This window comes from Allobaculum sp. Allo2, from assembly GCF_022701175.1.
In the GTDB taxonomy this organism is placed as follows: domain Bacteria; phylum Bacillota_I; class Bacilli_A; order Erysipelotrichales; family Erysipelotrichaceae; genus Allobaculum; species Allobaculum fili.
In genome coordinates this window covers 1,042,291-1,061,214 of sequence record NZ_CP078088.1, presented here as the reverse complement: position 1 = coordinate 1,061,214, position 18,924 = coordinate 1,042,291, and the positions used below count along the sequence as shown (strand labels likewise).

Annotated in this window: 18 protein-coding genes and 3 pseudogenes; 4 read left to right on the top strand and 17 right to left on the bottom strand. The window is 48.1% G+C overall.

Features of this window, described 5'->3' with window-relative positions:
* Positions 1-87: 87 nt before the first annotated feature.
* From KWG61_RS17170 to KWG61_RS06035, 6 genes and pseudogenes are all read right to left on the bottom strand, one after another.
* Complete coding sequence (locus KWG61_RS17170; protein WP_367614341.1) at positions 88-381, bottom strand: M24 family metallopeptidase C-terminal domain-containing protein; 294 nt, start codon at positions 379-381, stop codon at positions 88-90.
* Positions 370-1,547: pseudogene (locus KWG61_RS17165) on the bottom strand (aminopeptidase P family N-terminal domain-containing protein); the annotation flags it as partial. The pseudogene KWG61_RS17165 and the gene KWG61_RS17170, both read right to left, overlap by 12 nt.
* Positions 1,539-1,835, bottom strand: a pseudogene (locus KWG61_RS17160) (aminopeptidase P family N-terminal domain-containing protein); the annotation flags it as partial. The pseudogenes KWG61_RS17165 and KWG61_RS17160, both read right to left, overlap by 9 nt.
* Before the next feature lie 612 nt (positions 1,836-2,447).
* Positions 2,448-2,723 (bottom strand): hypothetical protein, encoded by a 276-nt coding sequence (locus KWG61_RS06045; RefSeq protein ID WP_242745263.1) that lies wholly within the window; start codon positions 2,721-2,723, stop codon positions 2,448-2,450.
* Positions 2,720-3,463 (bottom strand): hypothetical protein, encoded by a 744-nt coding sequence (locus tag KWG61_RS06040; RefSeq protein ID WP_242745262.1) that lies wholly within the window; start codon positions 3,461-3,463, stop codon positions 2,720-2,722. The genes KWG61_RS06045 and KWG61_RS06040 overlap by 4 nt, the downstream gene beginning before the upstream one ends.
* A 113-nt stretch (positions 3,464-3,576) precedes the next feature.
* Positions 3,577-3,999, bottom strand: a complete 423-nt coding sequence (locus KWG61_RS06035) for a hypothetical protein (RefSeq protein ID WP_242745261.1) — start codon at positions 3,997-3,999, stop codon at positions 3,577-3,579.
* Between the two features lie 251 nt (positions 4,000-4,250).
* Here KWG61_RS06035 and KWG61_RS06030 point away from each other — a divergent pair, with 251 nt between their 5' ends.
* Positions 4,251-4,418, top strand: a complete 168-nt coding sequence (locus KWG61_RS06030; RefSeq protein WP_242745260.1) for a hypothetical protein — start codon at positions 4,251-4,253, stop codon at positions 4,416-4,418.
* A 22-nt stretch (positions 4,419-4,440) separates the two neighbouring features.
* Here KWG61_RS06030 and KWG61_RS06025 read toward each other — a convergent pair whose 3' ends face one another.
* The 9 genes and pseudogenes from KWG61_RS06025 to KWG61_RS05990 form a co-directional block, all read right to left on the bottom strand.
* Positions 4,441-5,265 (bottom strand): mechanosensitive ion channel family protein, encoded by an 825-nt coding sequence (locus KWG61_RS06025; protein ID WP_230268329.1) that lies wholly within the window; start codon positions 5,263-5,265, stop codon positions 4,441-4,443.
* 130 nt (positions 5,266-5,395) lie between these two features.
* Positions 5,396-6,807 (bottom strand): annotated as a pseudogene (gene gltX, locus KWG61_RS06020) (glutamate--tRNA ligase).
* A gap of 350 nt (positions 6,808-7,157) precedes the next feature.
* Positions 7,158-7,862 carry a hypothetical protein gene (locus KWG61_RS06015; protein WP_242745259.1) on the bottom strand — a complete coding sequence of 235 codons (705 nt, stop codon included), beginning with the start codon at positions 7,860-7,862 and terminating at the stop codon, positions 7,158-7,160.
* Between the two features lie 120 nt (positions 7,863-7,982).
* Complete coding sequence (locus KWG61_RS06010; protein WP_242745258.1) at positions 7,983-8,621, bottom strand: class B sortase; 639 nt, start codon at positions 8,619-8,621, stop codon at positions 7,983-7,985.
* Between the two features lie 78 nt (positions 8,622-8,699).
* Entirely contained in the window at positions 8,700-9,755 is a 1,056-nt protein-coding gene (locus KWG61_RS06005; RefSeq protein ID WP_230268333.1) for an FctA domain-containing protein, read from the bottom strand.
* Positions 9,756-9,877: 122 nt separating this feature from the next.
* A complete protein-coding gene (lepB, locus tag KWG61_RS06000; RefSeq protein ID WP_242745257.1) occupies positions 9,878-10,531 on the bottom strand; it encodes a signal peptidase I in 654 nt (217 codons plus the stop codon).
* Positions 10,470-10,601, bottom strand: coding sequence for a hypothetical protein (locus KWG61_RS16050; protein WP_256460907.1), 132 nt, complete (start codon positions 10,599-10,601; stop codon positions 10,470-10,472). The genes lepB and KWG61_RS16050 overlap by 62 nt, the downstream gene beginning before the upstream one ends.
* A gap of 146 nt (positions 10,602-10,747) precedes the next feature.
* Positions 10,748-11,620, bottom strand: a complete 873-nt coding sequence (locus tag KWG61_RS05995) for an InlB B-repeat-containing protein (RefSeq protein WP_242745581.1) — start codon at positions 11,618-11,620, stop codon at positions 10,748-10,750.
* Positions 11,621-11,676: 56 nt separating this feature from the next.
* Positions 11,677-12,159, bottom strand: coding sequence for an InlB B-repeat-containing protein (locus KWG61_RS05990; protein ID WP_242745256.1), 483 nt, complete (start codon positions 12,157-12,159; stop codon positions 11,677-11,679).
* 194 nt (positions 12,160-12,353) lie between these two features.
* Between KWG61_RS05990 and tnpB the strand changes: the two genes are divergently transcribed.
* The 3 genes from tnpB to KWG61_RS05975 all read left to right on the top strand — a co-directional run bounded on the left by tnpB (position 12,354) and on the right by KWG61_RS05975 (position 14,672).
* Complete coding sequence (gene tnpB, locus KWG61_RS05985; RefSeq protein WP_230268547.1) at positions 12,354-12,740, top strand: IS66 family insertion sequence element accessory protein TnpB; 387 nt, start codon at positions 12,354-12,356, stop codon at positions 12,738-12,740.
* Between the two features lie 92 nt (positions 12,741-12,832).
* A complete protein-coding gene (locus tag KWG61_RS05980; RefSeq protein ID WP_242743428.1) occupies positions 12,833-13,276 on the top strand; it encodes a hypothetical protein in 444 nt (147 codons plus the stop codon).
* 37 nt (positions 13,277-13,313) lie between these two features.
* A complete protein-coding gene (locus KWG61_RS05975; protein WP_242743384.1) occupies positions 13,314-14,672 on the top strand; it encodes a transposase in 1,359 nt (452 codons plus the stop codon).
* A 188-nt stretch (positions 14,673-14,860) separates the two neighbouring features.
* On the opposite strand, the gene KWG61_RS05970 is transcribed toward KWG61_RS05975, so the two are convergent.
* Both KWG61_RS05970 and rlmD read right to left on the bottom strand, forming a co-directional pair.
* Positions 14,861-16,042 carry a hypothetical protein gene (locus KWG61_RS05970; RefSeq protein ID WP_242745255.1) on the bottom strand — a complete coding sequence of 394 codons (1,182 nt, stop codon included), beginning with the start codon at positions 16,040-16,042 and terminating at the stop codon, positions 14,861-14,863.
* Positions 16,043-17,185: 1,143 nt separating this feature from the next.
* The gene (rlmD, locus tag KWG61_RS05965) at positions 17,186-18,562 is read right to left on the bottom strand and encodes a 23S rRNA (uracil(1939)-C(5))-methyltransferase RlmD (RefSeq protein ID WP_256460840.1); all 1,377 of its coding nucleotides are present in this window, start codon (positions 18,560-18,562) and stop codon (positions 17,186-17,188) included.
* Between the last annotated feature and the right edge of the window lie 362 nt (positions 18,563-18,924).

The window sequence follows — 18,924 nt, the reverse complement described above, 5'->3', positions numbered from 1 at the left end:
TGAGATAGGTATCGCGCGAGAGGTAGAAGGAGCGCCCGCAGTGCGGACAGGTAAACGAAAAGAGCCGTTTTTCATTCGATTTTGAATTTACGCGTGAATGGGGCGGGTCTTTTCGTACAGCCAGGCGGCTTCTTCTTCATTCAGACGCGGCGAAATTTCGTCATAGACACGCTGATGATAGGCATTGAGCCAGTCGATCTCGTTCTGTTCCATTTCTTTTACGTTGAGACCGCGAACATCAAACGGAACGAGCGTCAGCGCATCGTGCCTGTAAAACTGTCCGAATTCGGTTTCAAATGCCGGAACGGTAACGAGCAGGTTTTCGTGACGAATGCCGTACTTGCCTTCGACATACAGACCCGGTTCATCGGAAGTCACCATGCCCGGCATCAGAACGCAGGAATCCTTGCGTTCCGGAACAATCCGCCAGCGGAAGCCGTTTGGACCTTCGTGTACGCTGAGCACATGACCGACACCATGACCAGTGCCGTGGTTGAAGTCCAGACCGTTTTTCCAGAGCGGTTCACGGGCGGTAATATCGAGGTTCAGACCGCGGGCGCCCGCCGGGAATACGGCTTTTTCCAGAGCAATGTGTCCCTGCAGCACACGGGTGAACGCTTCTTTTTCTTCATCCGTCAGATCGCCGACCACAAACGTACGGGTGATATCGGTAGTACCTGGGTAATAATGTCCGCCGGAGTCCACGAGATACAGACCGCGGTTTTCAATCACGACGGGATGTTCGTGATCCGGATGATAGTGCGGCATCGACGCATTCGCGCCATACGCAGAAATGGTTGTGAACGATTCTTCAATAAAGTCCGGCTGAGCGGCACGGAATTCGTGCAGCTGATCGGCAGCCGATGTTTCGGTCAACACATGACCGGCTTTCATTTCGTCTTCCAGCCACTTCCAGAAGCGGATCATCGCCACCGCGTCCTGCTTGTGCGCTTCACGGAATCCGTTAACTTCGGTTTCGTTTTTGCAGGCTTTCATCAGCTGGATCGGGTTATCCTGCCAGATCGGGTTTTCAATCGAACGTCCAATGCGGGAGTTGATGAAGTCGCGATCCATCAGAACCGGTCCTTCCAGAGCTTTTGCATCGTCGTAGACCTGATCGTACGGTGCCGTGCGAATGCCGGCTTTTTCAGGAGTTGGGCACTTGTCGCATCGAGGCGGCTTTCATCGATATAAAGCGTTCCGCCGTCTTCATCGACAATCGTGTAGGCCAGAGCGACTGGGAAGCTTGGAATATCGTGGGCACGCAGATTATAGAGCCAGGCTACTTCGTCGATCTTGTTGGTAACATGATGACGGGCGCCGGCTTTGTTCATGGCCTCACGCAGTTCGGACAGTTTTTCTTCCATGGATTTTCCGGTGTATTTTTCATCGAAATGGGACGTTTCTGTTGCGGGGAGTTCCGGGCGATCCGGCCAGGCTTCGCCGGCCAGATCCAGACTGGTTTCAATCCGGATGTTCTTTTCGTTCATGCGATCCTGATACTTTTCAAAGGCATGCATGGAAATGCAGCGGCCGTCGAACGCCAGCGTTCCGCCGTTGTCGACATGATCGAGAATGTACTGTTCAATCGATGGCGTTTCGGGCATGCCCATTTTCATCAGGTCTACACCAGAGTCTTTCAGCTCCTGGGCAGCCTGCAGGAAATAGCGGCCATCGGTCCAAAGACCCGCCTGATCCTTCAGAACGACCAGAACGCCGGCACTTCCGGTAAATCCGGAGAAGTGCTTTCTTGCGCCAAAATAGTCGCAGACATATTCGGTATCGTGGAAGTCCGAAGTCGGAATGATGACGGCATCCACGTTATGCTCAGCCATTTTTCTCTGAGCAGTTTTAAAGGTTGATTCATCGGTTGGTCCCTTCTTTCTGAACCCCATTATAGAAGAGCAAACGCCCAACCGGCCAATTCCCGGCCTGAATCGCCCAATTGGACCGGTTATCGCTTTCGCCGGACACCGTTTTGGCTCCTTTGGATTTTTCGGTTTCCACCGGGGAATTCAGGTTTGATTTTGTTTCCATTCGTTTTCGGGGTACTTTTCTCTGGCGGCTGTCTCCTGAAGCTTTCCCTTACAGATTGCTCTTCCCGCCTCCTTTTTGCCTCTTCTTTTTACCGATCGTTTCTTTGTTCATCGGCTGACCGTTTGTTTTTCCAGGATGGCCGATAACCGCTTCGTTTGCCTGCGGTCAGCCCGGCAGCAGCCGGAAGGCGCTGCGCTGGTATCCCGTATCCTTTGGATTCCCTTCTGAAAATCCTTGTCCCGGTTCGAATCGTCACTCTTCTCCAAAGTCTTCTCCGAATTTTTCTCAGAGACCCATCCCCAGATTCTCGTGCGGATCTTTCGCAGTCTCCGTCTTCTTTTTCCAACACAAAAACGCACCGCGAGGGTGCGTTCCGTTTCAAAAATTCAAGAAGGGGTCTCGATCCGAACTTAAACCTGAACGGGCGCCGTGTTGGGATCGGCGAGATTGTTTGGATCGATGCCTGGATCGACCGGAGTTTCTGGCGGGATCGCATTGGGATCCGGCTGTACCTCAGGATTTTCTTCCGGATTCGGTACCGGTTCTTCCGGCTGCGGCTCCGCCTGGGTTTCCGACTGCTGAGAGGAAGGCTGATCGGGTTTGTTTTCTTCTTCCTGCGGTTTTCGCTCTTCCAGCTCTTTTTCAAACGCTTTGGCGTCTTCCCGGCTCATCGGCTTATTTTTCACTTCTTCGCTGATGCGCTGTTCGGGGCCACGTTGTAAATGTTATCGAGGCCGGTCGGGCCGAAGATCGCGAATACCGCCATGAAAAGGCAGAGCAGAATCGTCTTCACAATATAGAAGCCGACGTTGCGAGCCGGATACGTGTTTTCCAGACGCATGTACTTGAACTGGCGCCACAGAAAGAACAGCGGCGTAATGAGTAGCAGCGTCTGCAGCAAATACGCTCCCGGGTTGACCGAGTTAAGGTAATACATCACATCGAAAGCGGCACGGGATTCGATCGCGTTCGCAAAGAAGAAGGAACGAATCCAGAGCACGTAATGGTTGTAAAAGCCCATGGTCGAAAGCAGACCGATGCCAAATACGAGCGTGGTAAAGAAGATGATCGTCCGTTTGATCTTTTTGTTTGTGACCGCCGTCATACGAATCGCGCGCGAAAGCGAGCAAATGTACGTCACAATGAGCCATCCCAGATAAATCCATGGAGAATACGGAATCCAGGGCGCCAGGATACAGAAGACGATACTCAGAAACAGGAAAATGTTTCCAAGCGTGTCCGTCCTCGAATGCCATCGGCGGATTTTGCGAATTCCAAACGTGCGGAAGGAAAACGGCGTAGTCAGAATCGACTGCCAGCGCAGCGGGATGAAGATACCGATAATCGCCACGATCAGAACGATCACGGTATACAGCAGAGCCTGACTGTACTGGGGCGTCTTGAGAATAGTCGTTAAAATATTCATAACATGCTCCATAACGAAAGCCTGGAGAGTGGCTCCAGGCCGTGAATTGTAAAAAGTTCTTTCCTATTCTACAACGCGATTCGGAGTATGGGAAAGTCTGATCTTTTCCGACGCTATTGAGTCGTCCCAGCAGATCCGATCCGCTTAGCTGATTCGAGGTTCGTTTTTCGGTTTCCAAACACCTGACCATGCCATACGTACGCCAGCGCGAATACGACTGCACACACGAGCAGCACGCTCCATGGCGAAACCGTAATCGCCCCGGGCCAGTTCATTCGGCCGACATAATCCGAACCCAGAAAGCCGATCAGGCAAAGTACGATCGTCAGCCACCGTTTCCAGCCTTTTGGATAGCGGGCAATGCAGGCGATGAGCAGTTTAGCGACCACGTAGACGCCAAGTGCGGAAATCAGATCACCAGGACCGAAGTGCATCGTCATCGGCAGCGCTTCATGCGCGAAAAACGGATCCATCCAGAGATTGATCAATACCTGCTTGATGGCAATCCAGAGCGGAACGAACAGAAGCAGATCCATACCTTCTCGAACCCAGTGACTCGTTTTCTTTTTGCCTTTTCCGCTTGCAAAGTCTGACGCGCCTGCTCGAGCGTCTTGGAAAGCCGGGTTTCCAGCGGTTCTGGTTCCATTCCTGGTTCCTGCTCTTGTTCCTGTTCACGTTCCTGTTCAAATTTCTGTTCCGGTTTGGCATCGGTTTGATCCGGATTGTTGATGATGGTGACCGCGCTTGCTTTCTTACTTACCGTAAGTGAATTGGTCGATCCGCTTGGATGAGCTGGACTGGGTGCATCCAGAGCGCAGACTGTGCTGACCAGATCGCCGCAAAGCTGCCTCGTCAGATCAAGCGACAGATTGGCTTCCCGAATCTGAATCAGAACCGGCAGCGCATCTGCTCTCGAAAGCCCGGCAGTCGATACGATTCGACTGCCGGTAAATAAATATAGGTATAGAGATTCATGCTTAATTTCCTTTGGTCTCCTTTACGCCTGCAGGAGCAGAAGAAAGGGTGATGACATCCGTCGGTGCTGCCAGGGCAAGGCTGCTTCGGATTTTCTGAATTTCCTCCTGCAAAGCAAACTTCATATCCCAGAACTGTTCGATCGTGGAGTAGCAGACCAGATTGATTTCCATACCGCTGCCGTCGGCCAGATAATCGCCGATCTGGGTTTTCGGTTTTGGATCCTTGAGCACGTACGGGCAGGCTTCCATCGCCTTTTGCGCTTCACTTCGAAATTCCTGTGGATCCACAAACAGACTGACCGGAACCTTGATGACAAGACGCCGGGAAGGATAGCACGAATAGTTGGTAATGGAATTGGAAATCAGAACGGTATTGGGAATAACCACTTCCTGATTATCGAACGTTTCCAGGGTAGTAAACATGATTTCAATCGAAACCACTGTGCCTTCACACTCGTTGCAGGCAATATAGTCTCCCACTTTAAACGGCTTGGTAATCAGAATCTGCAGACCGCTGGCTACGTTGGACATGTTGTCCTTTAATGCCAGAGAAATGCCAAGGCCTAATGCGGAAAATGCGCCGACAGCTACCGACATATCCACACCGATCTGGCCTAAGGCAATAATAATCGCAATGATGCGAATCAGAATGTTCGCCAGCGATCCGGTAAATGTCAGTACGCCTTCATCCACACCTTTTCGATTGTGCAGACGCAAAATCAGACGCTTAACCGCAGGTCCTAAAAAGAAACCGATCACCAGTTCAATCGTGGCCGCAAGAAGCTTCATCAAGAAATTGTTATGAATAAACTGTTCCCAGCTCATCAATCCTCACTCCTTTCCAAAATTTGCAGAATTGGGATGGGACGGGTAAAACCGACAGAAAAAACTGTGCCATACCATAAGGATACAGCACAGTAATGGTTTAAGTCGGAACGATTCCTGAAGGAAACGACTAGGCGAGCACCTCTTCGAGACGCGCGATTCCCTGATCAATTCGAGCGAGGGATTCGTCTTTGCCCAGGATATGCACGATTTCAATCGCGCCGCCCGGGGTGAACTGCTTGCCGGATACGGCAGTACGTACAGGCCAGAGAACCTGCCCGTTTTTCATGCCCATTTCCTTTGGCAGAGCAAGCAGAGTTTCGTGAACGTTTTCTTCTGTCCAGTCCTGAATACCGGCAATGGCTTCACGCGCGGCTTTCAGTGCGGTCAGGGCCGTTTCCGGTGTGGATTTCATTTTCTTGTGACGATACATCTCGAGATCGTAGTCGCCTGGCTGATCAAAGAAATCAACAGCCTCTTCGATCTGGTTGAGAATATCGATACGCGGCTGGATGATCTTCGCGATTTCACGATGGGAATACGGACCTTTGACAGCTTTTTCCAGATACGGTCTAACCGTTTCAAAGTATGTATCCTCATCCATGCTGCGCAGATAGACGCCGTTCATCCAGGTCAGTTTGTCGATATCGAAAATCGCCGGAGAGCGGGAAATGCGGGATACATCGAAGACATCGATCAGCTCTTCGAGCGTGTAGATCTCCTGCTCCGTTGGCGGTGCCCAGCCCAGCAGCGCAATGTAGTTGATAATGGCAGCGGGCAGATAGCCTTTGGCTACGAGATCCTGGAAGGACGCATCGCCGTTACGCTTGGACAGCTTATGCTTCTCATCTTTCATTACGGGCGGAACGTGAACATAAGTAGGTCTTTCCCATCCATACGCGTCATAAATCAGGTTGTATTTCGGGGTCGAAGACAGGTATTCGTTGCCGCGAACAACGTGGCTGATTTCCATCGTGTGGTCATCGATGATGTTGGCGAAGTTATACGTAGGATAGCCGTCGGATTTCAGCAGGATCTGCTCGTCGAGCAGGTCGCCGTCAAATTCGATGTGGCCGTAAACCATGTCATCAAAGGATGTTTCTCCGACATTGGAAATGGTCTGACGAATAACAAACGGATCACCGCGATCGATACGCTCCTGCACTTCCTTGGCATCAAGATGCTTGCAGGGATCGTCAAACTTGAAGGAAATACCGAGGATTCAGCTTCCTTGCGCTGCGCTTCAATTTCCTCTTCCGAGCAGAAGCAGTAGTGGGCATGGCCGGTTTTTACGAGTTCTTCGGCATAGCCTTTATACATAGGAAGACGCTCAGACTGAATATACGGTCCGAAATTGCCGCCGATATCTGGTCCTTCGTCCCAGTTCAGGCCGACATCTTTCAGAGTTTTATAAATAATATCTACTGCGCCTTCGACTTTTCGTCCCTGGTCCGTATCTTCAATACGAAGCAGGAAGTCGCCGTTATCGTGTTTGGCAATCAGATACTCAAACAGAGCTGTACGCAGGTTGCCAATGTGCATATAGCCAGTCGGAGATGGGGCAAAACGAGTTCTAACTTTACGAGACAAAACAATCAACTCCTTAACATACAAATCTTAATGGATTATTTTCCTTTTGACAAACCGCCCTCCCACCCCTGCAGTGCGCGTAACCTTTTTCGCCGCCATTCTCTATTTTCAATCCGCGAACGTTTAGAAACGCATGCAAAAAGCAGCCTTCCTCATGCTAGAGCACGTTAGGAAAGCTGCTGATTTTCCATCTAAGTTCCGCACTAAGCGGATAGAAATGGATAAGCGTTTTAGGCTGTTTCTTCTTCTGCCCGGCGCTTACCGGTTCGATTTATCACGGGAAAGCTTTCTCTGCGTGAAGATCAGAATGATCGTTGCGGAAAGAGCAATCCAGATCCAAAGGTTGGCACTAAGCGCTGCGGCAGTGTTCGGTCCATGGCCCTTGGTGGGGGATTCGAGGAGCTGGAGTTGCTTCCCGATCCATTCGAACCGCCAGGTTTGCTTCCTGAATCACTTGGCTTATTGCCTGAATCAGACTTGTCGCTGCTGGAGCCGGAGGAAGTGTCCGAGCTGTCATCGCCCGGGTCGATCGTCGGCTTGTACTGAATTTCCTGCATGGTATCGCGTTTCGCCTGATCCGACGCCGCATGATCCATTGACGGATAGGCCTTCACGACAGCCACCAGGCCGTCTTCACCATTCGTGATCGAAACGCGGATCGTCGTATCGTCTTCAATCAGCAGTTCACAGTTGTCTCCCTCGATCAGATCGGAAACGAGCACGTAATAGTAGTCGCCAGGGACGGTATACGTGATATTTCCAAACCAGTCTTTCCCTTCGCCGTTAATGCGAAGTACGGTTTTCTGAGGAAGCGGTGCGCCGTCAACAGCTTCAAGTCGGAATTCCGTTACAACCGATACTTCGGGACCCGGTTTCGGTTTTCCTTCCGTAAAGAAGGTGGAAACCGGGATGTTTACATCGACTGAAGACGCCGCGTAAACCGAAATCGGCTGAAAGGACATCACGAATAGAAGACCGGCAAGAAGAAGATGCTTAATTTTGTTCATACGAATTTTCATTAGCATTCTTCACCTCCTGCTTATTCTGGATGCGGCCAAAGAGAAGGACGCGTCCATTTGTTTCAACGTCATAGCAAGTCGAAAGAGCAATGATCTGCTGATCCGGCTTTACGCCGATATCGCGGTACTGCTGGCAGTCTTTTTGAGCCGTTCCAGGAATCGTCCGTCAAGAGTCGAAGCTCCCTGCGGAATGGAATATACGTCCGGGTCTGCAGCATCAGTTTTCAGTACCGCAAACACTTCGATATCCCATTGCGAATCCAGAGAATACAGCGTCCCCGTTTTGTGATCATCGAAATAGTCCTTTTTCAGGAACTTCGTCAGATCTCCGAACATTCCGCCGTTTTCCATATGATGTCCATACAGCAGCGAATAGGGATCCGAGAAGTCCAGGCTGTTCAGACAGGAAAGGAAGATCGAACCCGAAAGAGAGAAGTCTCCCAGAGGATCCTTATTCACATATTCCATGTCATCCTTGCCCTGAACAATCGGCTGGTCGATATGTGTATCATCGATCGTAATCCATCCGATCACGTCTTTGTTCATCGCCACCAGTTCATCCATTGACCAGGACTGGCCAGGAGCCGGTTTGTATTTCATCAGATCGGAACCAAAGCCTGCCTGCGACAAGCGCCAGTTGTCCAGGAGAGAATAGCCGCCGTACAGCATCATGCAAAGAACAAGAATCATTGCGATGAAACTGATCAGTCGATCTCCCATCCGGGCCAGTTTTGCAGCTCTGTCCATTTAACTCTTTCTCCTTTGTTCATGAGAAGCTCTAAATCTTCTTATGAATTCGTCTATTCCAGATTCGATGATCCGAAATTAGTCTTCGCGTTTACGACGGAAGAACATGCCAGCGAATACACCGCCCAGACCAACTACAGCTACATAAGGAGCAGCAGTCATCAGGATACCCGTGGGAACGTTACCATCTTTGGTGTTGGTGAATTTGATTTTATCTTCCTGTCCATCGTTGATTGCAATGTTTTCAGCTTTGGATCCAGGGAGATCAGCCGCATCATTAATGCTGTGTTTTGCTTCATACCCAGCTCTCTGCTCTTCTACTGTGTAGATATCATCAGCTGTCAAACCGTCAATCGTTACGAATTCACTGTCAGCAAGTTTGAAGATGTAAGTCACCTGATCATCTGCTGTACTAGTGGCCGGAGTAATCTCTTGATTGTTATTACTTTTAATGGTGAATGTCTGTCCAGGCTTTTTCGTAACAGTGAGCGTGAAGTCAAATTTCTGCGCCTTGTCTCCCTGATTACCACCTACAGTTTTGGAGACAGTCAGCGGACGCGTATCATACTCATGCGCAAACACGAGGTCATCTTCCTTGCCTGCTGGATCGGTTACGTCTGTGCCAGCCTTTCTGAAGGTATAACTCTTGATTACCTTATTGGTGCCCTCCCATTCTACGTTTACATACAGATCGTAAGTCTTCGTATCCACAGTAACTCCGTGGTAGTTATCACCAGTTTTGTCATCAGCGCTGATCGTGTATTTAAATACACCGGCTCCTTTAAAAGCATTTACGTTGTCACATACGATCCTGCTCTGGGTGTACTCAATAATATTTTTAGTAGTATCAACATCTTCTGGAGCTGCATCAGCTTCTACATGCAGATTGGGTGCAGCTTCACCGTTGAAAATCGTACCTCCAGCAGCCGTCTCAGACCATTCAGAATCACCTATAGCAGGCGTGATCGTATAGGAGAAGGTTGTAGCTGTTGCAGGGTGATGTCCATCGTGAGTAGTTAAAGTTGTGTTGAATGTTGGTGTACTGCCCTCAGCTGCGAAGATCGGAGTAGCTACGCTAGCCAGAGAAATCATGCTTGCTGCTGTAAGAGCTGCGAGAGACTTAAAGTTTTTCATTTTCTTTCCTCTTTCACATTTCTCAATGAATCGGTATAAGCCCTGGACCGACATAAACCAAATTCCGAGAAATTTTTTATGATTTGTTATTCAAAGTTAAATCTTTGAAAGGGCGGCTGAATTTAGAGAGAGACGCGGCGGAGAATCGTGGAAACTTTTCCAATAATGTTTTCCCGCTCAACAGGGCCAAACTGCCGGCTGTCGGCTGCGCCTTCTCGAAAGTCGCTCAAAATGAAATATTCATTGTCGCCAAGAAGCAATGGGTACGTAACGTCTGAATCGTATGCAGGGGTGGAATAATAAATCTCTCCTTCACTGACGGTTCCGTTATTTACTTTCAGCTTCGCATCTTCGGTAATTTCTACCGTATCGCCGGGCCGTGCGACAATTCTTCCGGTCCGGACTTTACCGTTTGCCTCATAGGAAACGATATCGTTGTTCCATAAATTCGAGGGAAAGCAGTAGACCAGAGCAATGTCACCAGACCGAAGTGCAGGTTTCATGTCATCACCGGAAACGATTGTGAGTCGGAAGACGACGCCAAACAGGACATAAATGAAGAGGATTAGTCCCGCCAGCCGAGTCAGAAAGGATTTGATGTCTCGCCGATCCAGTAAATCCTTTCGCCTTCGAGCAATCACTGCTTCCGGGGTAACTGGTTTTGCTTTCTTTTTTGCATTGATTTCTAACCTCTTATATGGAGCATTTAAATTTTTATTCGCTAAGCGAAGAGGAATCGCTGCTTTTGAGTTTCTGGATTTCCAGATCTTTTTCATCCAGCAAAGCTCGGTAGTACGATTCCTGACACGCCATGACGGTTCGATAGGCTTTCTGCAATTCTTCCATCTGACGCCATACGCTCAGCTCACTTACACCGCCAAAAGTCTTTTGGTAAATTTCATCTGGGAAATGAACTGAGCCAGATCCTCCATGTTCTTGCAGGATTCCGGGCTCATTTTTTCTTTTTCTCAGGTGTGGTTTTCCCTTTGCTTTTAGCGCTGCTCATGTTCACGTTCCTTTTGGAAAATTAAGGAATAGGCTGCGAGAGCCAGAATGCCTAAAGCACCGCCGGTAACAAGAACTGAATTTTCTTCACTGTCATCGTGAAGACCACCAGGAACAGTTCCCTGCTTTTCATTCTGGAAGATTACCACTGTTTCCCCGTTAAACTCTTTTGATCCAGTATCGTTCGTACTACCAGATTCCGTCTTCGTTTGAGTGGTGATTTTGTAGGATGCGGTGTATCCCAATGGATCTTCCCACACCTGATAATGACCGCCTTGCGGAACATTGAAAATGCATTGATCACCATTACTCAGATCAAATGTGTACCATCCTGCGTCGTCAGGCTCAATCGCTGAGTTTGCAGACAGATAAGGCTTGTAGTCGCTATCTAACACTCGAACGTGGAACTCAAACTTCTGCGTTCGATCCGCAAAGTTACCCACAACACTTTTTCGAACAATGAGCTGTTTCAAATCCAAAGCCCACTGCGCATAAAAGGTCGTATTTTCGTTCAGAATGTAAGGATCCAGACTGTGATAGATCGTCTGTCCAGTTCCATCCGGAGTTTTCGTCCAGCCAAGGAAAATATATCCAACGCGCTCAGGGACAACTTCTTTTCCATCACTGTCATGACCTACTGTGATCTCAGTCCCAAGCTCTTTCTGATATCCAGAAGGTACCTGGACTGAGTTATCATCACAGTTTCGATTGTATGTAACGTTGACAAGCTGCTTTTTCAATACAACTCCGTCTACATGCCATCTTCCTTTTCCTTCATTTTCGGAAAGGTTTTGAAGCTTTTGCACATACCAGAGCACATAATCAGTTTCCGGATCAAAATCATGGCCTGCTTTCTTCATCACATTTTGAATCTGATCTGCGGTCGGAAGGACATTCAGTTTTTGTGAAACATCATTTAAGGCGTTGACTTTCGGGTCGTTTTTTCCACATAACCGTTATGGCTGTTGTCAATAATCCAACGTTCTTCCTGAATTGCTCCCTCAATCTTGATCATGTCCGTGTAATCGCCAGTCTTGTAATCACTCGGTTCGAATGGGATCTCACCATCTAACCGGATATAGAACTCTGCAGGCAAATTAACACTCTCATCTTGCCAGATTGCGTAAAGCGTTTGATTCTCCTGCGTAAGCTGATAAGGCGTAGAGGCTGGATACAGAGGATCTCCATTACCGTTTCGCAGATCCTTTGAAATAGACCAGCCCAGGAATTTATATCCTGGTCGTTCTACGTTCACATCTGGAAGAGTGACGATTTCTCCTCGCTGCCCTGTTTTTGGTTGCAGGACAAGATCAGGTCCACCGTTATTGTCGAAGTTCAACACATACATATCAGGTGTCTTTTTCCGATAGACCAAATCCGCTGAGAAGCTGTAATCCAAAGATTGTGTCTCAGAATAACTCTGTTCATTCTTATAGCAGTAAGAAGCAGTAATACCTTTTTACTCTTGGTTAACTGAATCTCATCAATAATATAAACGCTACCTCCGCCAGTCTTCTGTAAGCGTCAAATAAAAGACGGGTATTTTCTCGACCGCCTCCTTGGGATAATTCCTTTATTCAAGGAGGCTTTTTCATGGAATCAATCATCCCTGCAATCGATCTCGGTATCGATTTCTCCAAAGTTAAAAACATCTATCTGGCTCAGATGCCTGCTGACCTTCGCAAAGGAATTGACGGTTACGTCTCCCTGGTTCAAGGACCTCTCGCTCTGGATCCGCTGGATGGATCCCTCTTTCTCTTCGTTAATCGACAGAAGAACAAGATCAAAGGTATCCTTCGTGACGGAAATGGATTCTGGCTTGTTTATAAGCGACTCTCCAGATCTTCCCTTCAGTGGCCTGTCAGCACTGACCAGTCCGACTTCATGCGAATTGACTGTTCGCAGCTGGCTTCTCTGCTTTCCGGTCTGTCGATTGTTCCCCAGCCGGCATTTCTGCCACGAACTTATAAGTATGTTTAAACCAATTTAAAAGGATGATTTTCTTGAAGGAATATCAAGATAAATCATCCCATTTACTTTATCTATCGCTCTAAATATGTTAAAATTAATACATGAATGTGCCGAACCCTTACCAGACAATCCGCAACGAGCTCCTCGAAGATCTTCATCATCAGATCAGCACCATGACGGAAGAAGAGAAAGACAAATTTATTGAGGATATGTACCTGGATCTCTATTTCGCTAAAGAAATCAATAAAGCCGTGAAAAGCGGCCGCTTTGGTCCTTCTACGGAAAAGATGGTTCCCTTGAAACTGGATTACTCTGAAAACGAGGACGGCGGCCCAGATATCAATATTCTGAATAAACAGCTGGCTCAGCTTGATCTGAAAGCCGATGTTTGTTTTAACCGGGCTGCGAAATATCAGGAAGAGGGAGACCGCTATCGTAAAGAAGCTGAAGATTTAAAGCTCAGTTCTGTTGAAGGAAGCAAGAAAAACCTTCCACCAAGTGCAGAAAGCAGGAAGCGGTCAAAGAAACCACTACCTTCAGTGTAGAAGGGAAAAGCGCATTTGCCCAGTTTGCGGCTGTGAGATGAAAACTGTTGGAATGAAACGTCACTATAGGATTCATCGGATTCCCGCTCGCTATAGGCTGGAAGAAGTGCTGCGTGAGACAGTCGCGTGCCCAAACAAGTGTACGGATGAAAACGGGAAAGCCATCATCCGCACCGCCGAACCTGACGAGCCTGCACTGATCGACAAGAGTGTCGCAACTTCCTCTATGGTCGCGGGAATTGCCTACGATAAGTTCGTAATGGGAACCCCGGCCTATCGTCAGGAAAAGCACCTGAGTCTCACGGGACTGCCGATCAGCCGTCAGACCATGGGCAACATCCTGGAAAAAACTTACGATCTTTATCTGAAGCCCCTCGTAAAACAAATGATTGAGGATCTCCCAAACTGTAACGTCGTCCATATGGATGAGACGGTTTTAAAGTGCACGGAGGTTAAAGATCGAAAACAGTCTTCTATGGTTGTCGCCGTCAGCGGAATCTATGAAGAGAACCAGATGGCTGTCTATAAGTTTTTCCCTTACAAGAAACAGGAGTTCGTAATCGCCCTCCTTGGCGGTTCTTTTCGTCATGCCCTTATGACAGACGGGCTTTATGCATATGCCAACTACTATGGCCCCTGCAGAAAGCTCAACTGTATGGCCCATGCGAGAAGAAAGATCTTCGAAGCCATCAAAGTCCGGTCAGACTTCGCGCAGTATCAGGCAGACGTCCTGAAGTGGGAAAAGACCACACTGGAGAACGACGAAGAGGCCGCAGAAGCGGCAGCCCAGCTGGACGAAACAGAGAGACCCGAACCAAGTCCGGGTCTCCAGATTCTGCTCACAGCCCTGTCTCTGTTCGGGAAGCTCTACCACATCGAATCCCACGTTGCTTCTTACTCGCACGAGGCGAGAACCGAAGTTCGGCAGGAACTTTCAAAGCCCTGCTTTGAAAGACTCACAAGAGTCATGATGGAGATTCAGAGTGGATTCGAGGAAAGAAGCACCGCCTACAGAGCAGCCAAGTACTTCATGGATCGAGCGAACTCGTTGGGAAGGTACCTGGAAGACGGTGATTATCCGATCGACAATAATGTGGCAGAAAGAGCCGTAAAGCCATTCGTGATCAATCGCAAAAACTTCCAGACTACGAAGAGTATCAAAGGTGCGGAAGTCGTCGCAGCGTTTATGACTTTGTTTCGATCGGCTGAAATGAACGACTTAAATCCAGAGCGCTACATGGAGTACGTTCTGGATGAACTCAAATGGTTCAAAGACGATGAAATCGCGGTAGATGTATTGAAGTCACTTCTGCCGTATTCAAAGGATTTACCTGAATATCTTCGAATTGGATACCGTGGACCGGATCCGAAGTATGAAGAAAACGATGAAGAATAAAAAATACGCCAAGCGGGATCTCGAAAGGGATCCCGTTTAGCGTATCTAATATTCAGTCTCGCGTATACCCGTCGATTGTTTGACACTTACAGTCTTCTTCGCTTGAACATACTCATAACCATCTGGAGCATGTGTCCGAGCATACGCTTCCAAGCGAATGATTACAGAATCTGAAACCCTTTCGACGGTTACAGGTACTTGTGAAGCTTGAAGTTGTTGCCCTCTTCATCTACCGCAGACAAAGTAATTTTGGCGGTAGCCTTTTCATCTCGAGTCCAGGTAATCGTGAAGGAAGAAAAACTGTCCACTTTGAATTCTGCTTTATAAGTTTCGTTCGCATCCTGAATGGTCTGCTTGCTTTCACAGGCAACCTGTTCGACTTTGGTTCCGTCTTTTTCAGAGATGTGATGGACCTGCAGGGAATTCTCCGTTTTTTCGTCATCGACCAGCGTCTTGTTAAAGGACATCTGGACGTCAACGGTTCCATCTTCGGGTTCGATTTCCTTTTCGTCTTTCCAGAACGAGACATCAACGACAAGCAAACCGTCATAGTTCACCTGGCTGCTGTTCAGCGCATTTTCGGCTGCCCGGAATCCTTCATCCTGATCGGAGTAGAGCTTTACGCGCATCTCCGCATCTTCGGGAAGAATATCGGAAGTCGTTTTTGCTGTTACATGAATAAGATCGGCGGTCTTTTCAAACTGAACAGTCTTTGCGGGCGTCTCCTCTTCAGACGACCCGTCTTTTTCGTTTGCATCTTCAGCGGAATCGATTTCTTCCTTGCCGATTTCCCCATCTGCCTCACTGTAGGAGTCAGACGGTTTCGAATCGGTAACGGAAGTCGATTCATCTGAAGAGCTCGAAGAATCCGAGGATTCTTCTGCGTCCTGTACAGAATTATCCGCTGCAGCATCTGGAGATTCTGTACTTTGATCCGACGTAGGATCCGGATTTCCTTGCGCGGCCGATGCATCGGACTGCGGTTCGGAGATTTCGGTATTGCCGGCAGACGGCTCTGTATTTGAGACGGGCATGTTCTCCGTCTGCGCAAAAGAAGGATTGTCTCCTTCTCCTTCGGCAAACACCGGGATCAGAAATCCGAAACACATTGCAGCACTGAGCAGCGCCGCGCTGAGTTTTCGTAGAGTTTTCTTTCGTGTCACAATCGCCCTCCATACTTCATCTACTTCAAAGCGGCAAAAGAAGGGCCACATTCTTGAATCCGGATCGACGGCTTTGAAAACGGCGATCCAGGGTATGCTTTCTGCTTTTCCATTCGTCTGGCGGATATCGTCATATTCACTGAAAAACAGAAACGCACGGCGGCAGGAAGCGTCTATGCCGACCCAGCACGTCTGCTGAATTTGCAATAGGGTTTCCTTTTCTTTTTCTTTGCGACAACCGCCCCTCCAGAACAATTCCCGCAGGAGAATCACTTTCCCTCTATGAGAGTCACTCTATGAAAAGGGACATTTTTAACAAGATTTTTTCTGAACTGTTTAAATGCGTGTTGCCTTTCGCCCGTCATGCGACCACTCGTATAAGCCTTATCCCATGCCTTGGGATGGATCGTATGAGAAGGTATCCCATCATTTCACATCTTGCGGCATGCAATTTGGCTTCAACGAATGTTCGGTTACCATACTATCGGTTACTTATGGCCTAGACAAGCTCCTTTTTACAAACGTCCGGCACTTTTCGGTATCGACTGCTATCCCATGATTAATTGTTTTTAAATGTATTTAGTGTTTTCTAACTATGTTTATTTTTTTATGATCGCTTGACAAATTCCTTAAATTAAATAAACTTAAATAATTACGTTTCAGAAAAAATGGACTGGAGTTTTCGCTGCTCCAGTCCCTTTTTCCATCCTTGGCGATGCCGATCTGACTTTGAATTTCCTGCGGTGTCGTTTTCCCTTTTGAGTATCGTGTTTTCATCGATATGTCATTTTAAATATGTCGCGTTTTTTCCTCTCGGCCATTTTCCGCCGTTTTTAATTGTTTTCTGACTATTTTTTATCGCCGTTTTAATTTTCTACTGTTTTATTTATGTATACCCGTTTGTTTTATTTATGTATACCCGTTTTTTGCAAGATCAAATCGATGCATGAAATTCATACCGGGCTTTCTCTGGACGTGTCGGTTCCGTCCAGCTTTGAAAGCTTCACCCGAGTAAAGTTAAATGACCAGACCTGAATGTAACAGCTTTCAAACCTAAAATTACGGCCTGCTTGTGTATTTTTTATTTCCTATTTGATAATTCATTATGAGTTTTTCAATCGAAAATATTTCTTGTTTAAAATTCTGCAACTGACACTAAAAGTGTATGAAATTCGCCCATTTTTGTACTTTTTCGTTTTTTGAAGAAAAACAGGGCTTTTGTCGACATTCTTTCTGGAATGAACAGCTGTTTAGTTACGGAAGACAATCCAGGTACTTTCTTTAAGGATCCACGAATAAAGGCCTGAAGGATTTCGGCTTCAGGACTCTGGTTACGGATCGTTTTTCTTCTTAAGAGAGCGGTTTACCTGCAGACCTACGATCAAATAAGTCCGACATGACGGATCGTCCTATGAAGCCTGTGGTTCTGGATCGACGCTCAGGCGTTTGGTTCTTTCTGGAGTCTGGAGACGCATTCCATGCCGGCGGTGTGGCTGAACATGTCGACGGGCTGAATAACATCAGCACGGTATCCGCCTTTTGAAAAAGCTTGAGATCGCGAGCGAGCGTTCGCGGGTTGCAGGAAATATAGACGATGGTGCGCGGGGAAAGACGGACAATGTCCTCAATTCCCTGTTCGCTCATTCCCTTGCGAGGCGGATCGACAAAGACAACATCGGCGCTGTTTCCGTTCTGTCTAGCGAATACGCTGGCGTCTTCACAGACAAAGCGGGCGTTTTCGATGCCGTTGAGCTGCTGGTTTGCCCGTGCGTTTTCCACAGCTTCCGGGACAATTTCCACTCCAGTGACGTCTTTGGCTTCTCTTGCCGCAAGCAGACCGATTGTTCCGGTTCCAGAATACAGCTCAATGACACGGTCTGTCTTTTTCAGATTTGCGAATTCAAGCGCTTTGGCGTAGAGCACGCGGGTCATCTGCGGATTGACCTGGAAGAAGCTCTTGAAATGCAGGCGGATTTTCAGGCTCATGCAGCCTTCTTCCATGGAATCCGATCCATAGAGAACGGTGTAGTCATCGCCTAAAATCACGTTATCATCGCGCGTATTCTGGTTGAAGACAATGCTGACAAGGGCTGGGAAGGCTTCATGCAGCTTTTGGGCGAGCTCTTTGAGGCGGACATTTTTCCGTCCGATCAGAACGACCTGTCCCTGATGCGTTTCCGGGGAAAAGCGGATAAACAGGTGGCGCAGTTCTCTGGCCTGTTCGAGGTCGAGATGTTCGATCAGCCAGCCAAAAATCGCGTTGATTTCGCGGTTTTCAATTTTGCATTTCTCAATGGGGACAATCGTATTGCTTTTGGGGCGGTAAAAGCCGGCGATAATCTTTCCGTCTTTTACAGCAATCGGAAACTGCGCTTTATTGCGGTAGTAATACGGTTCGTCCATTCCGATGGGATCGAGAACCTGTATGGAGGGATCCACCCGCCCAAACAGGGTACGCAGTCCTTTCGCTTTCCACTCAAGCTGCGCGGGATAGCGCAAATGCATCAGCGAACAGCCTCCGCATCGGGCTGCTGCATCGCAGGCGGGAGTTACGCGATCCGCGCTCTCCTGTTCGAGCCGTACGATTTTTCCAATCGCATAATCTTTCTTGACCAGCACGATGTGCACGCGCGCCTTTTCTTCGGGAAGCAGTCCGGAAACAAAGACGGTCATGCCTTCATGATGGCCTATCCCAAATCCCTGGTCGCTTAAATCGGTGCAGACCAGATCAAATTCATCGTTTTTCTCATGACATTATTTTACCCGCTCCTGCACAAACAGGAGCAATGATGAATTCATCAGACCAGAGGGAAGCGAACTGGTTTGCGGCCGCAGCAGACATTCTCTGCGTTCTGATTTCTTTCCTATTTTTTTATATATTGATTTTCATATGGGCTTTTTGAATACAGGATCTTCAATTAACCGATGCTGGGTTAGAAGACTGCTTTGTTACAGCCAGCCGTTTTTCCGGCTTGCGTTCGTCGAGCTTACCGCTGTCCGCTGATTTATGTCTGGTCTCTCGTTTCCTTCTGAATCTTTTGAACTTCTAAAGATTGAGCTTTTAAAGATATGGCTTTATCTTCTGGGTC